9 protein-coding genes and 2 pseudogenes are annotated in these 17149 nt (G+C 65.0%); 8 read left to right on the top strand and 3 right to left on the bottom strand.

The window, feature by feature from the left end; all coding sequences use genetic code 11:
- Positions 1–108: 108 nt before the first annotated feature.
- The 7 genes and pseudogenes from fdxA to ACLQI9_RS00505 all read left to right on the top strand — a co-directional run bounded on the left by fdxA (position 109) and on the right by ACLQI9_RS00505 (position 11143).
- A complete protein-coding gene (gene fdxA / locus ACLQI9_RS00535; protein ID WP_325675794.1) occupies positions 109–435 on the top strand; it encodes a ferredoxin in 327 nt (108 codons plus the stop codon).
- Positions 436–482: 47 nt separating this feature from the next.
- Positions 483–1571: a succinyldiaminopimelate transaminase gene (dapC, locus tag ACLQI9_RS00530; RefSeq protein WP_442390738.1), complete on the top strand. Its 1089-nt coding sequence runs from the start codon at positions 483–485 to the stop codon at positions 1569–1571.
- A 72-nt stretch (positions 1572–1643) separates the two neighbouring features.
- Positions 1644–3428, top strand: a complete 1785-nt coding sequence (locus ACLQI9_RS00525) for an acyl-CoA dehydrogenase family protein (protein WP_442382415.1) — start codon at positions 1644–1646, stop codon at positions 3426–3428.
- 240 nt (positions 3429–3668) lie between these two features.
- Positions 3669–5597: pseudogene (locus ACLQI9_RS00520) on the top strand (APC family permease); the annotation flags it as partial.
- A 131-nt stretch (positions 5598–5728) separates the two neighbouring features.
- On the top strand, positions 5729–7723 hold the full coding sequence (locus ACLQI9_RS00515) for an APC family permease (protein ID WP_442375833.1): 1995 nt from the start codon (positions 5729–5731) through the stop codon (positions 7721–7723).
- Between the two features lie 113 nt (positions 7724–7836).
- Positions 7837–10159 (top strand): annotated as a pseudogene (locus ACLQI9_RS00510) (amino acid permease).
- Between the two features lie 84 nt (positions 10160–10243).
- The gene (locus ACLQI9_RS00505; RefSeq protein WP_442375834.1) at positions 10244–11143 is read left to right on the top strand and encodes a pseudouridine-5'-phosphate glycosidase; all 900 of its coding nucleotides are present in this window, start codon (positions 10244–10246) and stop codon (positions 11141–11143) included.
- Here the strand turns inward: ACLQI9_RS00505 and ACLQI9_RS00500 are convergent.
- The gene (locus ACLQI9_RS00500) at positions 11133–12587 is read right to left on the bottom strand and encodes a flavin-containing monooxygenase (protein WP_442390736.1); all 1455 of its coding nucleotides are present in this window, start codon (positions 12585–12587) and stop codon (positions 11133–11135) included. The genes ACLQI9_RS00505 and ACLQI9_RS00500 overlap by 11 nt on opposite strands.
- Positions 12588–12654: 67 nt before the next feature.
- Positions 12655–14019: an HNH endonuclease signature motif containing protein gene (locus ACLQI9_RS00495; protein ID WP_442390723.1), complete on the bottom strand. Its 1365-nt coding sequence runs from the start codon at positions 14017–14019 to the stop codon at positions 12655–12657.
- Positions 14020–14175: 156 nt separating this feature from the next.
- On the opposite strand from ACLQI9_RS00495, the gene ACLQI9_RS00490 reads away from it, so the two are divergent.
- Complete coding sequence (locus tag ACLQI9_RS00490; protein WP_442378034.1) at positions 14176–15423, top strand: alpha/beta hydrolase fold domain-containing protein; 1248 nt, start codon at positions 14176–14178, stop codon at positions 15421–15423.
- A 47-nt stretch (positions 15424–15470) separates the two neighbouring features.
- On the opposite strand, the gene ACLQI9_RS00485 is transcribed toward ACLQI9_RS00490, so the two are convergent.
- Positions 15471–17069, bottom strand: coding sequence for a PucR family transcriptional regulator (locus ACLQI9_RS00485; RefSeq protein ID WP_442390721.1), 1599 nt, complete (start codon positions 17067–17069; stop codon positions 15471–15473).
- Between the last annotated feature and the right edge of the window lie 80 nt (positions 17070–17149).

Below are 17149 nucleotides of genomic sequence, written 5' to 3'. Positions count from 1 at the left end.
CACTTTCATCGGCACCGACTAAGCCCGGGCGTCCTGCTCAGGGCCTGAGAAGGGCCTCAGAAAGCACACAGCAACAGCCACATTGAACAGCACATGGAGGAGACCTTCGTGACGTACACGATCGCCGAACCCTGCGTCGACATCAAGGACAAGGCCTGCATCGAGGAATGTCCGGTCGACTGCATTTACGAGGGGGCTCGGATGCTGTACATACACCCCGACGAGTGCGTGGACTGTGGTGCCTGCGAGCCGGTCTGCCCGGTTGAGGCGATCTACTACGAAGACGATGTGCCCGAACAGTGGAATCAATACACGCAGATCAACGCGGATTTCTTCGCTGAACTCGGATCGCCCGGGGGCGCGGCAAAGGTCGGCATGACCGAGAACGACCCGCAGGTCGTCAAGGATCTGCCGCCCCAGGGTGAGGACGACTGAGCAGCCTGGTGAACCGCCGGCTGGGGGCACCCCCCGCTTGCGGGGGATTGTCGGCGTCGTTGCCGGTGTTCCCCTGGGACACCCTGGCCGACGTGACGGCGCTGGCCAAGTCGCACCCGGACGGCATCGTCGACCTGTCCGTCGGCACGCCCGTCGACCCGGTGGCGCCGCTGATCCGCGATGCGCTTGCCGCGGCCAGCGCCGCGCCGGGATACCCCACGACCGCGGGCACCCCGAAACTTCGCCAGTCAGCCGTCGCCGCCCTGGAACGCCGGCACGGCGTCACCGGAGTGAACGAAGCGGCCGTGCTGCCGGTGATCGGCACCAAAGAACTCATCGCTTGGCTGCCCACGCTGCTGGCCTTAAGCGCCGATGACCTGGTCGTGGTGCCCGAGCTGGCCTATCCCACCTACGACGTCGGGGCCCGGCTGGCCGGAACTCGGGTGGTCTACGCCGATTCGCTGAGCCAGCTCGGTCCGCAGTCGCCGGCATTGGTGTATGTGAACTCGCCGAGTAATCCGACCGGACAGGTGCTCAGTGTCGACCATTTGCGCAAGGTCGTCGGCTGGGCCCGTGAACGCGGCGCGCTGGTGGCATCCGACGAGTGCTACTTGAGCCTGGGCTGGGATGCCGAGCCGCTGTCGGTATTGCATCCCGCGGTGTGCGACGGCGACCACACCGGCCTGCTGGCCCTGCACTCGCTGTCCAAGAGCTCCTCGCTGGCCGGCTACCGGGCCGGCTTCGTGGCCGGCGACGAAGCCGTGGTCGCCGAGTTGCTGGCGGTGCGCAAACACGCCGGGATGATGGTGCCGACACCGGTGCAGGCAGCCATGGTCGCCGCCCTCGACGACGACGCTCACGAGCACGAGCAGCGCGACCGCTACCGCCGCCGCCGAGACACCTTGCTACCGGCGTTCCGCTCGGCCGGGTTCACCGTCGACCATTCCGAGGCCGGGCTATATCTATGGGTCACCCGCGGTGAGGCTTGCCGCGACACCGTCGCGTGGCTGGCGCAGCGCGGCATCCTGGCCGCGCCCGGCGAGTTCTACGGCCCACGCGGCGCCAAGCATGTCCGGGTGGCGTTGACCGCGACCGACGAGCGGATCGCCGCGGCGGCGACGCGGCTGAGTTCCTAGCTGAGGAGGAGCGGCGCCGATGACTCGCGCCGGTGACGATGCAGAGCGTAGCGATGAGGAGGAGCGGCGCCGATGACGCAGTACGACCTCGAGGCGGTGGACCGGCTGCCCTTCAGCACGCCGGAGAAATCTGAGCGCTACCGCACGGAGAACTACCGGGGCGCCGTCGGCCTCAACTGGTACGAAACCGACCCGAGCCTGCAGCTCACGATGGCCTATTACCTGCAGCCAGACGAGTTGGCCGTCGCTGAGCCCCACCTGAGGCGTATCGGTGAGTTGATGGGCGGCCCGGTTGCGCGGTGGGCCGAGCAGACCGATCGCAATCCAGCACGGCTGGAGCGCTACGACCGCTGGGGCCACGACATCAGCCAGGTCGTCCAGCCGACGTCGTTCACCGAGTCCAAAAGAGCAATTCTGGACGCGCAAAAGGCACTGAAAGGCGATGCGCGGCGGGCCGGCGTCAACCCGTCGCTGCCGTTGTACGCGGCCAACTATCTGCTCAACCAGGCCGACATCGGAATGGGGTGCGCGCTTGGAACCGGCGGCGGAATGGTCAAATCGCTGGTCGCGGCCTATGCGCCGGCCGACGTTCGGGACCACGTCCTTGCCGAGTTCGAGACCGGCGAGTGGGAGGGCGAGACCGCTCAGCTGTTGACCGAGCGCGCCGGCGGCTCCGATCTCGGCGCCCTCGAGACCACGGCAACACGACACGGAGATGCCTGGCTGCTCAACGGATTCAAGTGGTTCGCCTCCAACTGCGACGGGCAGGTGTTCGTCGTGCTGGCCAAGCCCGAGGGTGCGCCGGATTCCGGCCGCGGCGTGGCGAACTTCCTGGTGTTGCGGACCCGCCGGGACGGCTCGCGCAACGGCATTCGCATCCGCCGCCTCAAGGACAAGCTGGGCACCAGGTCGGTGGCCTCCGGCGAGGTGGAATTCGTCGACGCCGAGGCCTTCCTGCTTTCTGGCGAGCCGAGCGGCGAGGCTCTCGAGGCCGGCCCGTCCGACGGCAAGGGGCTGGGCCGGATGATGGAACTGACCAACGCGGCCCGGCTGGGTATCGCACTGTTCGCCGTCGGCAACGCGCGCCGTGCCCTGGTCGAATCGCTCTGCTACGCTCGGCAGCGCCGCGCGTTCGGCGACGCGTTGCTGGACAAGCCGCTGGTGCGGCGCAAGCTCGCTGAGATGATCGTGGACGTCGAAGCCGCCCAGGCGATGGTTTTCGACGGCACCGGATTCGCCAATCACCGTCAGCCTCGCGCGGTGCGTCAACGCATCGCCGTGCCTGTGACGAAGCTCAAAGTGTGCCGGCTGGGCATCACCATGGCGTCGGACGCTATCGAGTTGCACGGCGGCAACGGATATATCGAAGCCTGGCCGGTAGCCCGGTTACTTCGCGACGCGCAGGTCAACACTATCTGGGAAGGTCCTGATAATATCCTGTGTCTTGACGTACGGCGGGGCATCGAGCGCGCCCACGCTCATCAGCCTTTGCTGGAGCGCCTCCACGACGCGGTAACGGTGTCCGACGATGACGAGACGACGCGCCTGATACGCTGCCGCGTCGACGATCTCGAAGCGGCGATCAGGGCCTGGAGCAAGCTTGACGGCGCGGTTGCCGAGGCTCGGCTGTTCCCGCTCACGCGGTTCATCGGTGACGTGTACGCCGGAGCGTTGTTGACCGAGCAGGCCGCCTGGGAGCGGGCCACCCGTCAGACCGACCGCAAGGCCCTCGTCGCCCGGTTGTACGCGTTGCGTCACCTCTCTGACCAGGGACGTCTTCGCGGAATCGACGTCGAGGCCGACGAGGCGATCGAACGATTCGACGACCTGGTCGAGGGCGCGCTGGTGGTCGGCTGATGCCCAGGGCTGTGGGCAGGCGGGGCGCGATCGGCAGAGCGCCCCGTAGGCTTCCGGGCGATGTCGACATTTCGTAAAGGCGATACGCATCGCGGGAGCGTCAAGATTCCGTAAAGACGCTCCTGGAGGCCGGTTGGGCCGCGTTCTCGGCGCGCCGATCGATGCAGCGCATCGTAGGCTTGCGCCGGGGTACGTCAAGACTGCGTAAGAAATCCTCAACACTGCGTAAGGAATCTGTTAATGGCACGGCTGACTGACGGACAGAGGATCACGCCGTCTTTCGTTGACGTGTGTAAGAAGGCCTTTCTCGGAAGGCCCATGATCACCGATCAGCTGGAGCACGAAAGATTATCTAATCCTGTTGCCCTCGGGGTGCTTTCCCCGGATGCCATCTCCTCGACCGCCTACGGTTCCGAACAGGTGATGATCGAGTTGCTGCCGGCAGCGGGAATGGCCGCGTTTGCGTTACTACTCCCGATCACCGGTGTGATCTTGTTGATTCTGGTGTTGGTCGCTGCGTCGTATCGCCAGGTCGTGATGGTCTATACCCGATCCGGTGGCTCGTACGTGGTTGCGCGAGACAACTTCGGACCCCGGGTGGCCCAAGTCGCCGCCGCGGCCTTACTGATTGACTATGTCGTCACCGTCGCGGTCCAGTGTGCGGCGGGCACGGTGGCGGTGGCCTCGGCAATACCTGCACTGGGCCCCTACAGCCTGGAAATCACTGTCGGTGTGGTGTTGGTGATGTGCTTTGCTAACCTGCGCGGATTGCGGGAAGCCGGTCTTCCGTTCGCCCTGCCGACGTACTTCTTCGTGGCCATGGTTTCACTGACGATCGTGGTCGGCATTGTTCGTGAAATTTTCTGGGGTCTCCCGGTATACGATCCGGAACACATTGCCGGCGTGGTGACGATCCACCACGGGAGCGGCATCGTGATGGGTGCCACTGTCCTGATCGTGTTACGCGCGTTCGCCAACGGCGGCTCGTCGCTGACCGGAGTCGAGGCGATTTCCAACACGGTCAACGCGTTCCGTAAGCCCGAAGGTATCAACGCCCGTCGCGTGTTGACCGTCATGGCGTGCGTACTTGGGTTCTTGTTGGCAGGTGTTGCTTGGCTTGCGCACATCACCCACGCCACGCCCTACGTCGATGGATATCCGTCGATGCTGTCCGAGGTCGGCCGGGCGGTCTTCGGCCACGGGGCGATCCGGAACCTTCTCTACTTACTGATGCAAGCAGCCACTGCGACGATCCTGTACACCGGTGGTAATACCAGCTTCAACGGGTTCCCCGCGTTGGCGAGTTTTGTTGCCGAGGACAGCTTTTTGCCGCGGCCGTTGATGAAACGCGGTCATCGGCTGGTGTTCTCCAACGGCATCATCACGCTGACCGTGGTGGCGGTGGCACTGTTGATCATCACCGGGGGATCGCTCAACGCATTGGTGCCGTTCTACGCGATCGGGGTGTTCACCGGATTCTCGATGGCTGGCTACGGCATGACCAAACACTGGCTGACCCATCGTGGGCCCGGCTGGCGATCCAAGCTGGTGATCAACCTGTCGGCGGGCATCTTGTCGACGATCGTGGTGGGGATCTTCGCGATCGCGAAGTTCACCGAGGGCGCCTGGCTGATCGTGGTGGTCTTCCCGCTTCTGGTGGTGGCTCTGATGCGGCTCAACCGGCAGTATCGCGCCGAGGCCTCGGTGTTGGAGATGTCACTCACCGAGCCTCCCGATTTGGTTAAGCATGACCGGCATCGGGTGTTCGTCTTCGTCGACAGCGTCGACCTCGCAGAGGTCGAGGCGATGCGCTACGCGAAAGGGCTGCACGCCGACGAGATGGTCGCGGTGCACTTCGTGTTAGACACGGCTCATGCCGCGCGGTTGCAGCGGCGCTGGCAGCACTTCGGGCACCTCACCGAGTTGCGGTTGGTCGAGTGTGTGGATCGCAACGTGCTCCGGGCCGCGCAAGAGCTGGTTTTGCAGGTGATGCGGGATCATCCGGACACCAAGGTGAGGGTGCTGTTGCCACGCCGAACGTATTCGGCGTTGCTGGGCCGGCTGCTGCATGATCGCACTGCCGATAAGATCGCCGGGGTGATCAGCCGGATCCCTGGTGTCAGCGCGCAAATCGTGGCCTACGACATAGAGTCTCGAATCTCGCAAGCCACCCGGGCAGCACCACCTCCAGCTCGGCCGGACGTTGCGGATAGCCGGACAGACGTGCCCGAATCGCAAGGGGCCTACGCGAAATGATTTGCGCCGACATGTCGTCGAGTAACCCGAGGAAGTGATACGTGGTGACAACATCGGAGCGTAGCTCGAGCATCTCGCCGACCTTCGTCGACGGGTGGAAGCGCATCGTTCTTGGCAAGCCGCTTACCAGCGAGCAGCTGGAATCGGAGAGATTGTCGAATCCTGTTGCACTGGGCGCGCTTTCGCCTGACGCGATCTCCTCGACCGCCTATGGCCCGGAGCAGGTCATGGTCGAACTGCTGCCGCGCGCCGGGATGGCCTCGTTCGTGTTGTTGCTTCCGATCATCGGCGTCATCTTGTTCATCTTGTTGTTGGTGTCGGCGTCGTATCGCGGGGTTGTGATGACCTACGCCCGGGCCGGCGGCTCCTACATGGTGGCGCGGGATAACTTCGGGCCGCGGTGGGCGCAGATCGCCGCCGCGGCTTTGTTGATCGACTATGTGGTCACCGCCGCGGTGCAACCGGCCGCCGGGACGGTGGCGTTGTGCTCGGCGATACCCGCGTTGCACCCTTACCACTTGGAAATCACCATCGGGGTGCTGGTCCTCATCTGCGCTGCCAACCTGCGCGGATTGCGGCAGTCGGGCCGGATCTTTGCGATCACGACGTACTCCTTTGTCGTCATGATCGCGTTGACGATCGTGGTCGGCCTGGTTCGTGAAATCTTCTGGGGTTTGCCGAAATACAACCCGGCACACATTGTTGGAGCCGTTCCCGTCCATCAGGGCGGCGGCCTGGTGATGGGTGCCACGGTTCTGGTGGTGCTGCGCGCGTTTGCCAACGGCGGCACGTCGCTGACCGGGGTCGAGGCGATTTCCAACACGGTCAACGTCTTTCGCGCGCCGCAGGGCTACAACGCCCGTCGGGTGCTGACCATCATGGCCTTCATTCTTGGGTTTTTGTTGGCTGGTGTGGCCTGGCTGGCCTACGTCACGCACGCCACCCCATATGTGGCTGAATACCCGTCGATGCTGTCGGAGATCACAAGAGCGGTTTTCGGCCAGGGGCTGATCGGGAATGTCCTCTACTTCTTGGTCCAGGCGTCCAGCGCGGCGATCCTGTTCACCGGTGCCAACACCGGCTTCAACGGGTTTCCCGCATTGGCGAGTTTTGTTGCCGAGGACCGTTTTCTGCCGCGGCCACTGACTAAGCGTGGTCATCGCTTGGTGTTCTCCAACGGCATCATCACGCTGACCGTGCTGGCGGTAGCGCTGCTGTTGGTGACCCGCGCCTCGGTCAATGCATTGGTGCCCTTCTTCGCGATTGGCGTGTTCACGGCGTTCGCGATGGCCGGCTTCGGCATGAGTCGACACCATTTCACCCATCGTGGGCACGGCTGGCGTGGCAAGGTGCTGGTCAACATGTCCGCGGGGGTCATGTCGGCGATCGTGGTGGGGATCTTTGTGGTGGCCAAGTTCACCGAAGGAGCCTGGCTGGTCGTTGTTGTCTTCCCGATCCTGGTGTACGGCCTGATACGGCTGAACCAGCAATACAGCGCCGAGGCTTCGGTGCTGGAGATGTCGCGCACCGAGCGTCCCGAGTTGGCCAAGTACGCCCGACTGCGGGTGTTCGTTTTCGTGGATTCGGTCGACCTCGCCGAGGTCGAGGCGCTGCGCTACGGAAAGGGGCTGCACGCCGATGAGCTGACCGCGGTGCACTTCGTGATCGACGGCGATCACGCCGCAGAATTGCAGGAGCGCTGGCGGCACTTCGAGCACGATACCCGGCTGCGGATTATCGACTGCCCCGATCGCCATTTGAGTCGAGCCGCACAAGAGTTGGTCCTGCAGGTGAAGAAGGAACATCCGGACAGCAAGGTGACGGTGCTTTTGCCGCGTCGAACATATTCGGCACTGCTGGGTCGGCTGCTGCATGACCGCACAGCTGACAAGATGGCCCGCGCTGTCAGCCGGATCCAGGGTGCAACCGCGATCATTGTGCCCTACGACGTCGAGTCCCGGATAGCGCGGGTGGACCCGGACGGGTTAGCCGCACGGGTCGCGCGAGAAGCACAGATGTCGGGGGCCGAAGCCAACTAGCTTGCCGGTCGGGCACCCGACAGCCACGGTTCAGATTCGGAGATCATCGAACAACGGCTGCGGAATGCAGCTTAGACTTCGGGGAACGATGAATTCGGATAGGGAATGTGGGTGTGACAGCATCAGCTGAGGAAGACATACCGTTTTCTTTTTCGGATCTGTGCAAGCGAATCTTTCTCGGGAAACCGTTGATCACCGAGGAATTGTCCTCTGAGAGATTGTCGAATCCCGTTGCGCTGGGAGCACTTTCACCGGATGCGATCTCATCGACAGCCTACGGCCCCGAGCAGATTCTGACCGAGTTGCTGCCGCAGGCCGGGCTAGGCAGCATTCGTCCTGTTGCTTCCCATCATGGGCGTCATCCTGTTGATCCTGGCGCTGGTGGCCGCGTCGTACCGGCAGGTGGTGATGGTCTACACCAAAGCCGGCGGCTCCTACATCGTGGCGCGAGACAACTTCGGGCCGCGGATAGCGCAGGTGGCCGCGGCGGCACTGTTGATCGATTACGTCGTGACCGTAGCGGTGCAGTCGGCCGCGGGCACCGTGGCGGTGGCGTCGGCGCTGCCTGCGCTAGGGCCATACAGCCTGGAGATCACGGTCGCTGTCGTGCTCCTGATCTGCTACGCGAACCTGCGTGGGTTGAAGGAAGCCGGTCGACCCTTCGCGATTGCAACGTATGGCTTTGTGATCATGGTCGGGCTGATGATCATCGTCGGCGTCGTCCGCCATATCGTCTGGGGCTTGCCGCAATACGATCCCGGCCACGCCGCCGGCTCGGTGCCAGTCCATCAGGGCAGCGGTTTGGTGATGGGCGCGACGATCCTGGTGATACTGCGGGCGTTCGCCAACGGCGGCTCGTCGCTGACCGGTGTGGAGGCCATCTCCAACACCGTCAACGTCTTCCGCAAGCCGCAGAGCACCAACGCGCGACGCGTCCTCACCGCAATGGCCTGCATTCTCGGCTTGTTGCTGGCCGGCGTCGGCTACCTCACCTATGCGACGCACGCCGCGCCGTATCTCGACGAATACCCGTCGGTGCTCTCGCAGGTGGCCCACGCCGTCTTCGGCAAGGGGTTAATCGGCAACGCGATGTTTACCCTGGTCCAGGTATCGACCGCGGCGATCTTGTACACCGGCGCCAATACCAGTTTCAACGGATTCCCCGCGCTGGCCAGTTTCGTTGCCGACGACCGCTTCCTGCCGCGTCAGCTGATGACACGCGGTTACCGCCTGGTGTTCTCCAACGGCATCATTGCGCTCACGGCGCTGTCGGTGGCGCTGCTGGTGCTGACCGGCGGATCGGTCAACGCGCTGGTGCCCTTCTACGCCATCGGGGTGTTCACCGGCTTCTCGATGGCCGGTTACGGGATGACCAAATACCACCTCACCCATCGTGAACCGGGCTGGCGACGCAAGTTGGCGATCAACCTGTCCGCGGGCATCTTGTCGACGGTCGTGGTGGGCATTTTCGCGATCGCGAAGTTCACCGAGGGCGCCTGGCTGGTCGTCGTCGTCTTCCCCGTGCTGGTCATCGCCCTGATACGCCTCAACCGCGAATACCGGGCCGAGGCCGCGATCCTCGAGGCCTTCCGCACCGACCGCCCGGAGTTGGTGAAGTATGCCCGACATCGCGTATTCGTCTTGGTCAATTCGCTTGACCTCGCAGTGATCGCTGCCCTGCGCTACGGAAGGGGCCTGCGCGCCGACGAGCTGATCGCGGTGCATTTCATGATCGACGCTCAACATGCTGCGGAATTGCGGGACCGTTGGGATCATTTCGATCTCGACACGCGGCTTCGGGTGGTGGACTGCCCGGACCGACAGATCATCCGAGCCCTCCATGCGCTGGTGGTGAAGGCACAAAGCGAACATCCGAACACCAACGTGACGGTGCTGCTGCCACGCCGAACGTATGCGCCGGTGCTGGGACGACTGCTCCATGACCGCACCGCGGACAAAATCTCCCGGGCTGTCAGCCGGATACCCGACGCCGCCGCCACGATCGTCCCTTACGACGTGCAGTCCCGGATCCGCGAAGCGTTCCCCGACATTTTGGAAATGCGTATCGCGCGCCGGGTCGAGAAGGTCGAGAACCGGATTTGGCAGAGCGAAAACCGGACCGTGGAAGACTACGAACACCCGGAACGGTCAGGGACGGTGATCCCGGTGGACAGGGTGATTCCCGGACGCCGTGGCACGGTCGAAGGCCGAGTCAGCCAGGTGGAAGACATCGCCAAACGCGGACGAACGTTCCGCTGGATCCTGGTCGGGGACGACAGCGGCGAGATCCGCGTCACGTTTCGGCCCGGGCAGGGCGACGACATCCAGCCGGGCCAGGTCCTGCGGCTCACTGGAAAGGCAAACCAGAGCGGCATCCACGAGGTATCGATGCTCGACCCGACATATCAGATCATCGAAACTCCCGAGGAGACCTAGACCCGCGGCGCCCTGCTGGGGTCCACTGGGTCCAGCACCTCCGACGGCTGAATTTCTCCTACCGGGCGACGTAGGGTGCAAGCCGTGCGTATCCGCCCCGAAGTCTCGGACGCGCTGGCCGCCGGACGGCCAGTCGTCGCGCTGGAGAGCACGATCATCAGTCATGGCCTGCCACGTCCGGACAACCTGCGCGTCGCGCGCGAGATCGAGGAGGCGGTGCGCTCCGGCGGGGCGGTGCCGGCCACGATTGCGATCATCGGCGGCGAGCCGCACGTCGGTTTGGACGACGACGCGATGCGGCGCATCGCGGAGGGCACCGAGGTGTTCAAGGTCAGTGTCCGCGACGTCGCGGTGCTCGCGGCGCGGGCCGGGGACGGCGCGACGACGGTCGCCTCGACCGCGCACCTGGCGGCGGCCGCGGGCATCACCGTGTTCGCCACCGGCGGGCTGGGCGGCGTGCATCGCGGCGCGCGCGACAGCTGGGACGAGTCCGCGGATCTGACAACCCTCTCGCGCACCGGCGTGCTCGTGATCTGCGCCGGCGTGAAGTCGATCCTCGATGTGGCGGCCACTCTGGAGCGACTGGAGACCCTCAACGTCGGAGTCATCGGCTACCGCACCGACCGATTCCCCGGCTTCTACCTCGCCGATTCCGGCCACCCGGTGGATTGGCGGGTCGACACGCCGGCACAGGCAGCCGACGTGCTGCGGGCCAGACGTCGGCTGGGCACCGACGGGTACGGGCTGGTGCTGGCCAACCCCATCGCGCCGGCCGACGAGATGGACCGCGCGCTACACGACCGGGTGCTGGCCGCCGGCCTGGCTGCCGCCGAAACGACCGGTGTGCGGGGCAAAGACGTCACGCCGTTCCTGCTCGACTTCTTTCACCGCGAGACGCACGGCGCGTCGATTGCCGCCAACATCTCCCTGGTGCTGTCTAATGCCCGGTTGGCGGCAGAAGTTGCGGTGGCCTTCACCGGGTGAGGATGTAGTCGTCGTCCTGCGGCCGGGTCAGCATGCGGGTCAAGTGCTTGCGGTCGAATGGCCACAGATCGATGTGGTTATCGTCGGCGAAGTACCACGAGTTGCAACCGGTGTTCCATACGGTTGGGCCCATCGCCTCCGCGACGTCGTCGGCGAAGCGGCTAGTGGCCTCCTCGGTGACTTCGACGGTGGTGATCTCGCCCTCGCGGAATCGCCGCAGCCATTCGGTGATATAGCCGGCGGTCAAGTCGGCAACGTGTTGCAGCGACATCGATCCGGTGGGCGAGTTGGGCCCGAGAACCGTGAACAGGTTGGGGAATCCGGGGATGGCGGTCATTCCCCAGGCGCGAGGACCCTTTGCCCAGGCGTCATCGATCGACAGCCCGTCGCGGCCACGTAGCGTCATCGGTCGCATGTAGTTGTGGGCCTGGAAGCCGGTGGCGATCACAATCGCGTCGAGGTCGCGGTGCACGCCGTCGGTTGTTCGGAGACCGGTTTCGGTGACCTCGGCGATCGGTTCGTTGACGAAGTTGGCGTTCGGCTGGGAGATCCGCCGGTAGTAGTTGCCCGAGATCACTTGCCGTTTGCAGAACGGCTGGTAGTCAGGGGTCAACCTGGCGCGAAGATCCCTGTCCCGCACCAGGGTTCGCAAGCATATCCACGCGTAGCGCTGGGCCAGCCGCCGTCGCCAGGTCGGTCGGGTGGCCACGTCGACCAGGAAGTCCGAACCGAGCAGCTGCGACCATTCCACCGTCTTGTCGAGAAACGGCAATGCACGCAGCATGCGGCCGACAACGCGGGGCTGCCTCATCCCCGTGGGCATCCACATCACCCACTGCGGCGTTCGGGCAAAATGCGTGATGTGGGCCGCCTCGGGTTGCAGCGCTGAAAACACCTGTGTCCCAGTCGATCCAGTGCCGATGACCGCAAGCCGTTTGCCCCGTGTATCGATGTCAGTCCAGCGCGCGGTGTGTACCACCGGCCCGGTGAACGAGTCAAGGCCGGGAAGATCCGGGATGAACGGGTGGTGCAGCACACCGGTTGCGGCGACGACGAAGTCCGCGTCGATCTCTTCTCCGCCGGCCGTGGATACCCGCCACTGGTTCTTCGCGAACGCCGCCGAGGTGACTTCGCAGCTCAGCTTCAGATGCGAGCTGAGTTGCAAAGCTTCGACGAGGTCATGGTGATATTGCTGGATCTCCTCACCGGTGGCCCAGACGTGCTTCCAGTCTGGTTTGGGTGCGAACGCGAATTGGTAACCGTGCGAAGGCACGTCGCACCGCAGGCCGGGGTAGCGGTTCCAATGCCAGACACCACCAACGTCGGAACCCTTCTCCAGAATGGTGAAGTTGGTGAAACCGGCTTGCCGGAGGGCATGAGCCACGGCGATCCCCGCCATGCCGGCGCCGACAATGACGATCCGGGGATCCCGCTTTCCGGGCATGGCGGGTTGGTGGGTTTGGGTCATTTCTGTGGTGACCCTATGCCTGCCGAAACCAGCGCGGCAAGAGTTACGGTCCGTCCCCGTCTTCGTCGTCCTGCAGGAGCTTCTCGGGGTGGTGGTAGGTGTTGGTGCGGGGTTGGCCGTGGTCGAGATGCGGTGGTGGGATCCATTCGGTGGTGCGATCGTGGCGCTTGCGGGTGGTCCAGCCTTGTTCGGCGAGCTTGTGGTGCGGGCCGCAAGCCAGGGCCAACCCGTTGACGTCGGTGGTGTGGGTTTTCGACCAAGCCGTGACGTGGTGGACTTCGGTGAGGTAGCCCGGTATGTTGCAGCCCGGCGCCGTGCAGCCACGATCCTTGGCGTAGAGCACAATTCGCTGGGCCGGTGATGCGAGCCGTTTGGTGTGATACAGCGCAAGGGCACGGCCCTTGTCGAAGATGGCCAGATAGTGATGCGCTTGGGAGGCCAGTCGGATCACATCCGACATCGGCAGCAGGCTGCCCCCTCCGGTGAGTGCTGTGCCAGCGCCGGCTTCCAGTTCTTTAAGCGTCGTGGTGACGATGATTGAGGTCGGTAAGCCGTTGTGCTGGCCGAGCTTTCCACTGGACAGCAGGGATCGGAGTGCCGCGTTAAGCGCGTCATGGCTGCGCTGGCCGGCGCTGCGGGTGTCATTGTCGATGGCTGCCTGCGATGGGGTGCCGCTGATGCATGGAGCGAGGTCGGCGGGGTTGCACATGCCGGGGGCGGCCAGTTTTGCGAGGACGGCGTCGAGGGTGGCGCGGGCGTCCGGGGTCAAATATCCCGTGATCGGAGACATGCCGTCGATGTCTTGTTTGCCGATGGTGATACCGCGCCGCCGGGCCCGGTCGTCATCGGTGAAATTGCCGTCGGGGTTGAGGCAGTCGGTGAGTTTGTCGGCCAGCTTGCTCAACTCGTCGGGGCGATGCTCACTGCCCAGCCGGGCCAGCTGCGTCTCGGTCTTCTGGCGAGTCTCGACGTCGACGAAGTCCGGCAGCCGGTGCCAAAAACTGCGGATCACCACGACGTGGCCGGCTCCGATGCGGCCGGCTCGCTGCGCCTCGGCCGTGGCAGGCAGCGCGGGCGCCAAGGGTTCGCCGGTGATTGCGCGGCGTGGTCCGAGATCAGCGGCCTCGTGAATGCGCCGCGATGCTTCTCCGCGGGTGATGCGCAGCCGGTCGGCTAACGCGGAGGGCAGCTTGCCGCCCAACTCGGTCGCGTCGGCTTGCTCGCCGATCTGGTTGATCAACGGGTGCTCGACGGATGGCAGCCTGCGGCGAATCCGCTCGCAGCGCTGCAACATTGCCAACCGTTCCGGGGTCGTCAGCGCGTCGAACGACAACTCCAAGGCGCGGTCGAGATCGGCCTCGAGCGCGTCGAAGGCATCGACGATGTCCTTCCGACAACTCGAACGCATATTCGAATAGTAACGGAGCGGACCGACAAACTGCCGCGAGTATGCACAGGTAAAACTAAAGTGACACAAGTGGTTTCAGGACGGGCGGCACCCCACGCACCGGTGCCTGGACCGGCAGGTGATTAAGTGGTCGAAGTTGACGACGGAAGGACAGTCGTGAAGAAACTGGCAGCCGTGCTGGGTTCGCTGGCCGGGCTCGCGGTCACCGCCAATGGGTACCAGCCGCTGGGCAAGCGCGGCTATCTCTCGGTGTACGCATTCAGCTTCGGGGTGTTCGCATCGGAGCTGCCCTTGCAGCTGATCGCCGGCCAGTTTGCGGCGCTGGCCGCGATAACCCGCAGACTCTCGCCACGGCTGCGGTGGTTCAGCTGGCTGGTGTCCGCGCTGTCGTGGTTGGGACTGCTGGGTCTCAACCGCCTCGGCCACCAGGCCAACCTGCCGCTCACTGCAGCGCTCGACGCCGGGTTGGGCATCGACCGTCGCACCCAGTCGGCCGATCTCTGGATGCGGCCGGCGGGCGCGGGCACGGCTAAGAACCCCGGTGTGGCTCGCATGCTCCGGATCTACCGCGACTACGCACACGACACCGACATCAGTTACGGCGATTACGGTTCGCGGAATCACCTCGATATCTGGCGACGACCGGACCTGGACCGTGACGGACGGGCGCCGGTGCTGTTGCAGGTCCCCGGCGGTGCCTGGATGGTCGGAAGCAAACGTCAACAGGCCTATCCGTTGATGAGCCATCTGGCTGAGCTCGGCTGGGTGTGCGTGGCGATCAACTACCGGCTCAGCCCTCGCTCCACCTGGCCCGACCACATCGTTGACGTCAAGCGCGCGCTGGCCTGGACGAAGGAGCACATCGCTGAGTACGGCGGCGACCCCAACTGGATCGCGATCACCGGCGGCTCGGCTGGCGGGCACCTGTCGGCATTGGCCGCCCTCACCGTGAACGATCCGCAGCTTCAGCCCGGCTTCGAGGAGGCCGACACCAGCGTGCGCGCAGCGGTCCCGTTCTACGGTGTCTACGACTTCACCCGGACCGACGATGCGATCCACCCGCTGATGGTGCCGACGGTGGCGAAGTACGTGTTCAAACTGGGGCGAGCCGATGTATCTGAAGCGCTTCGCACCGCCTCGCCGATCACGCGTGTCTCCGCGGATGCACCACCGTTTTTCGTGCTGCACGGACGCAACGACTCGTTGATCCCGGTCGAACAGGCCCGCGCCTTCACCAAACGGCTCCGCGAAGCCAGCCGCCAGCCGGTTGTCTACGCGGAAATGCCGTTCGCGCAACATGCCTTCGACATTTTCGGGTCGGCACGCGCCGCCCACGCCGCGGTGGCCGTCGAGCAGTTCCTCGCCGAGATCTATGAACGCACGACCGTGAGCCCTCTGGTTTGATCGCGCGGCTCCTCCCCGGGCCGCCCCGCGGCCCGCATCGTCGCCGCTTAGCCGGATCGCTCAGTAGCGCGTAGTCCCAGCGAAAGAAGCAGCCGCACATCGGGATTGGCCAGCGATGTCGACAGCAGCTTCTCGATCCGGCGGACCCGATACCGCACGGTGTTGGGATGGACGTGCAGCTGCTCCGCCGCGGCAGCGACGTCACCGAAACTGTCCAAATAGACCCACAGTGTCTGGACCAACGCCGGGTCGCGGGCTTGCAGGTCGCGCACCCGGGGGTCGACGAGCCGCTCGTCGGCCGCGACCATCGTGACGATCTCGTCGAGCAGCACGGTAGTGCGCGCCTCGGCCAGCGATGTCACCTCACCGAACGAATCCGGGTGACGTTCAGCGCTATCCAGCACCCGATCGACCTCTACGCGCACTGCGGCCAAGCCGGCCAGTCCGGTAACCGGCGCAGCGACGACGGCCCGCAACTGCAGTCCCAGTTCAGCGCGCAACGCGCTGATGGTGCCGCGAATCCAGGAGGTGAGCGAGGACCGCTTCGCCGTATGTGGAAGTAGCACATATACCCGCGAACCGCGCGATGCGACCTGTGCATCAGCCCGAAAAGCGTTGGCGCTCAATGCCAGCACGTCGGCCAGCCTGGCGTGGCGGTTTGGGGCGTGGAAACCGATCAGAGCGGCGTTGCCGTCGGCCACGATCCCAAGTTCTCGTGCAATGGTGTCCACATCGACCGATCCGCTGTCGGACAGGCCCAGTAGCTCCTGGGCCCGGAGCGCGTGCGTCGACGGCCTGGCGGCCAGCCGCGACATGACGCGGGCGGCCAGCACGGCGGCTCCGCGCAACACTTCCTCGGCGTCCTCCGCCAGCGGTTGGGAGCCTTGCTGCACCCAGATGGTGCCGGCGAAGACCGGCGCCCGGCGAGCGTCAAGCCCTGGCTGGCGAATACCAACCGCGAGGCGGGGCCGCAGGCCCAACTCTGGGCGCTCGGCGACCCGGACCACATCGCCGCCGGCCCGCAGGGCATTGAAGATTCCCCATTGGCCGATCCACTCCAGATGCTCCGGCGGTCCGGCCCGACCGAGGATCGAGAGCCGCCGCAACTCGTCTGCCTCGTCGTTGGATGCCGAATAGGCCAACACATGCGACTGCTCATCCTCGATGCTGACCATGCCGTGGATACGGTCGGCCAGCGACTGTGCCAGGCCGAACAAGTCGGTGCCCGAGTCGTTGCGCGGATCGGCCCGATCGCCGTGGTGCTCGAGGACATGATCGACCAGTCGGTACAACCGCTCCCAGCGGGCCTGCGGATCCACGGCCACCACCGCCGTTCCGGCTGCGACGGCCCGGGCCACCAGGGCGTCGGAGGGGTTCTTGGCGAAGATGGCCACTGGCGCGCGATCGGCCGGGCCGGAGGCAAGCTTGTCCAGCCAGTGCTGGCCCTCTTGGTCGGCGACGCCAAGCAGAAAGAACACGTCCGCCGAGTCCGCGCCACGGCCCAGGCCCAACCGCACGTCGTCGGAGTCGATCAATGCCGCCGAGGCTACCGGCAGGTCCAGTCCGCGGGGAGCCTCGACCAGGCTCACCACCGTCGTGTCCAGGGCCAATAGCAGCTGCCCCAGTCCGACACCCGCCTTCCGCATATTGTCCGATCCTACTGGAACTTCACCGTTACCTTGTCCGATCAGCCAAGCATGGGCGGGTCGCCGGCGGTCATCCTGAA

It is taken from the genome of Mycobacterium sp. (genome assembly GCF_052143115.1).
GTDB lineage: Bacteria > Actinomycetota > Actinomycetes > Mycobacteriales > Mycobacteriaceae > Mycobacterium.
The sequence above is the reverse complement of the archived record's forward strand: the minus strand, read 5'-3'. Positions and strand labels throughout refer to the sequence as shown.

Bases quoted from the DNA above. Each gene is read 5' to 3' on its own strand.
- ACLQI9_RS00525 (WP_442382415.1), top strand. From the start codon at position 1,644: ATGACGCAGTACGACCTCGAGGCGGTGGACCGGCTGCCCTTCAGCACG.
- ACLQI9_RS00500 (WP_442390736.1), bottom strand. From the start codon at position 12,587: ATGCCCGGAAAGCGGGATCCCCGGATCGTCATTGTCGGCGCCGGCATG.
- ACLQI9_RS00495 (WP_442390723.1), bottom strand. From the start codon at position 14,019: ATGCGTTCGAGTTGTCGGAAGGACATCGTCGATGCCTTCGACGCGCTC.
- ACLQI9_RS00485 (WP_442390721.1), bottom strand. From the start codon at position 17,069: ATGCGGAAGGCGGGTGTCGGACTGGGGCAGCTGCTATTGGCCCTGGAC.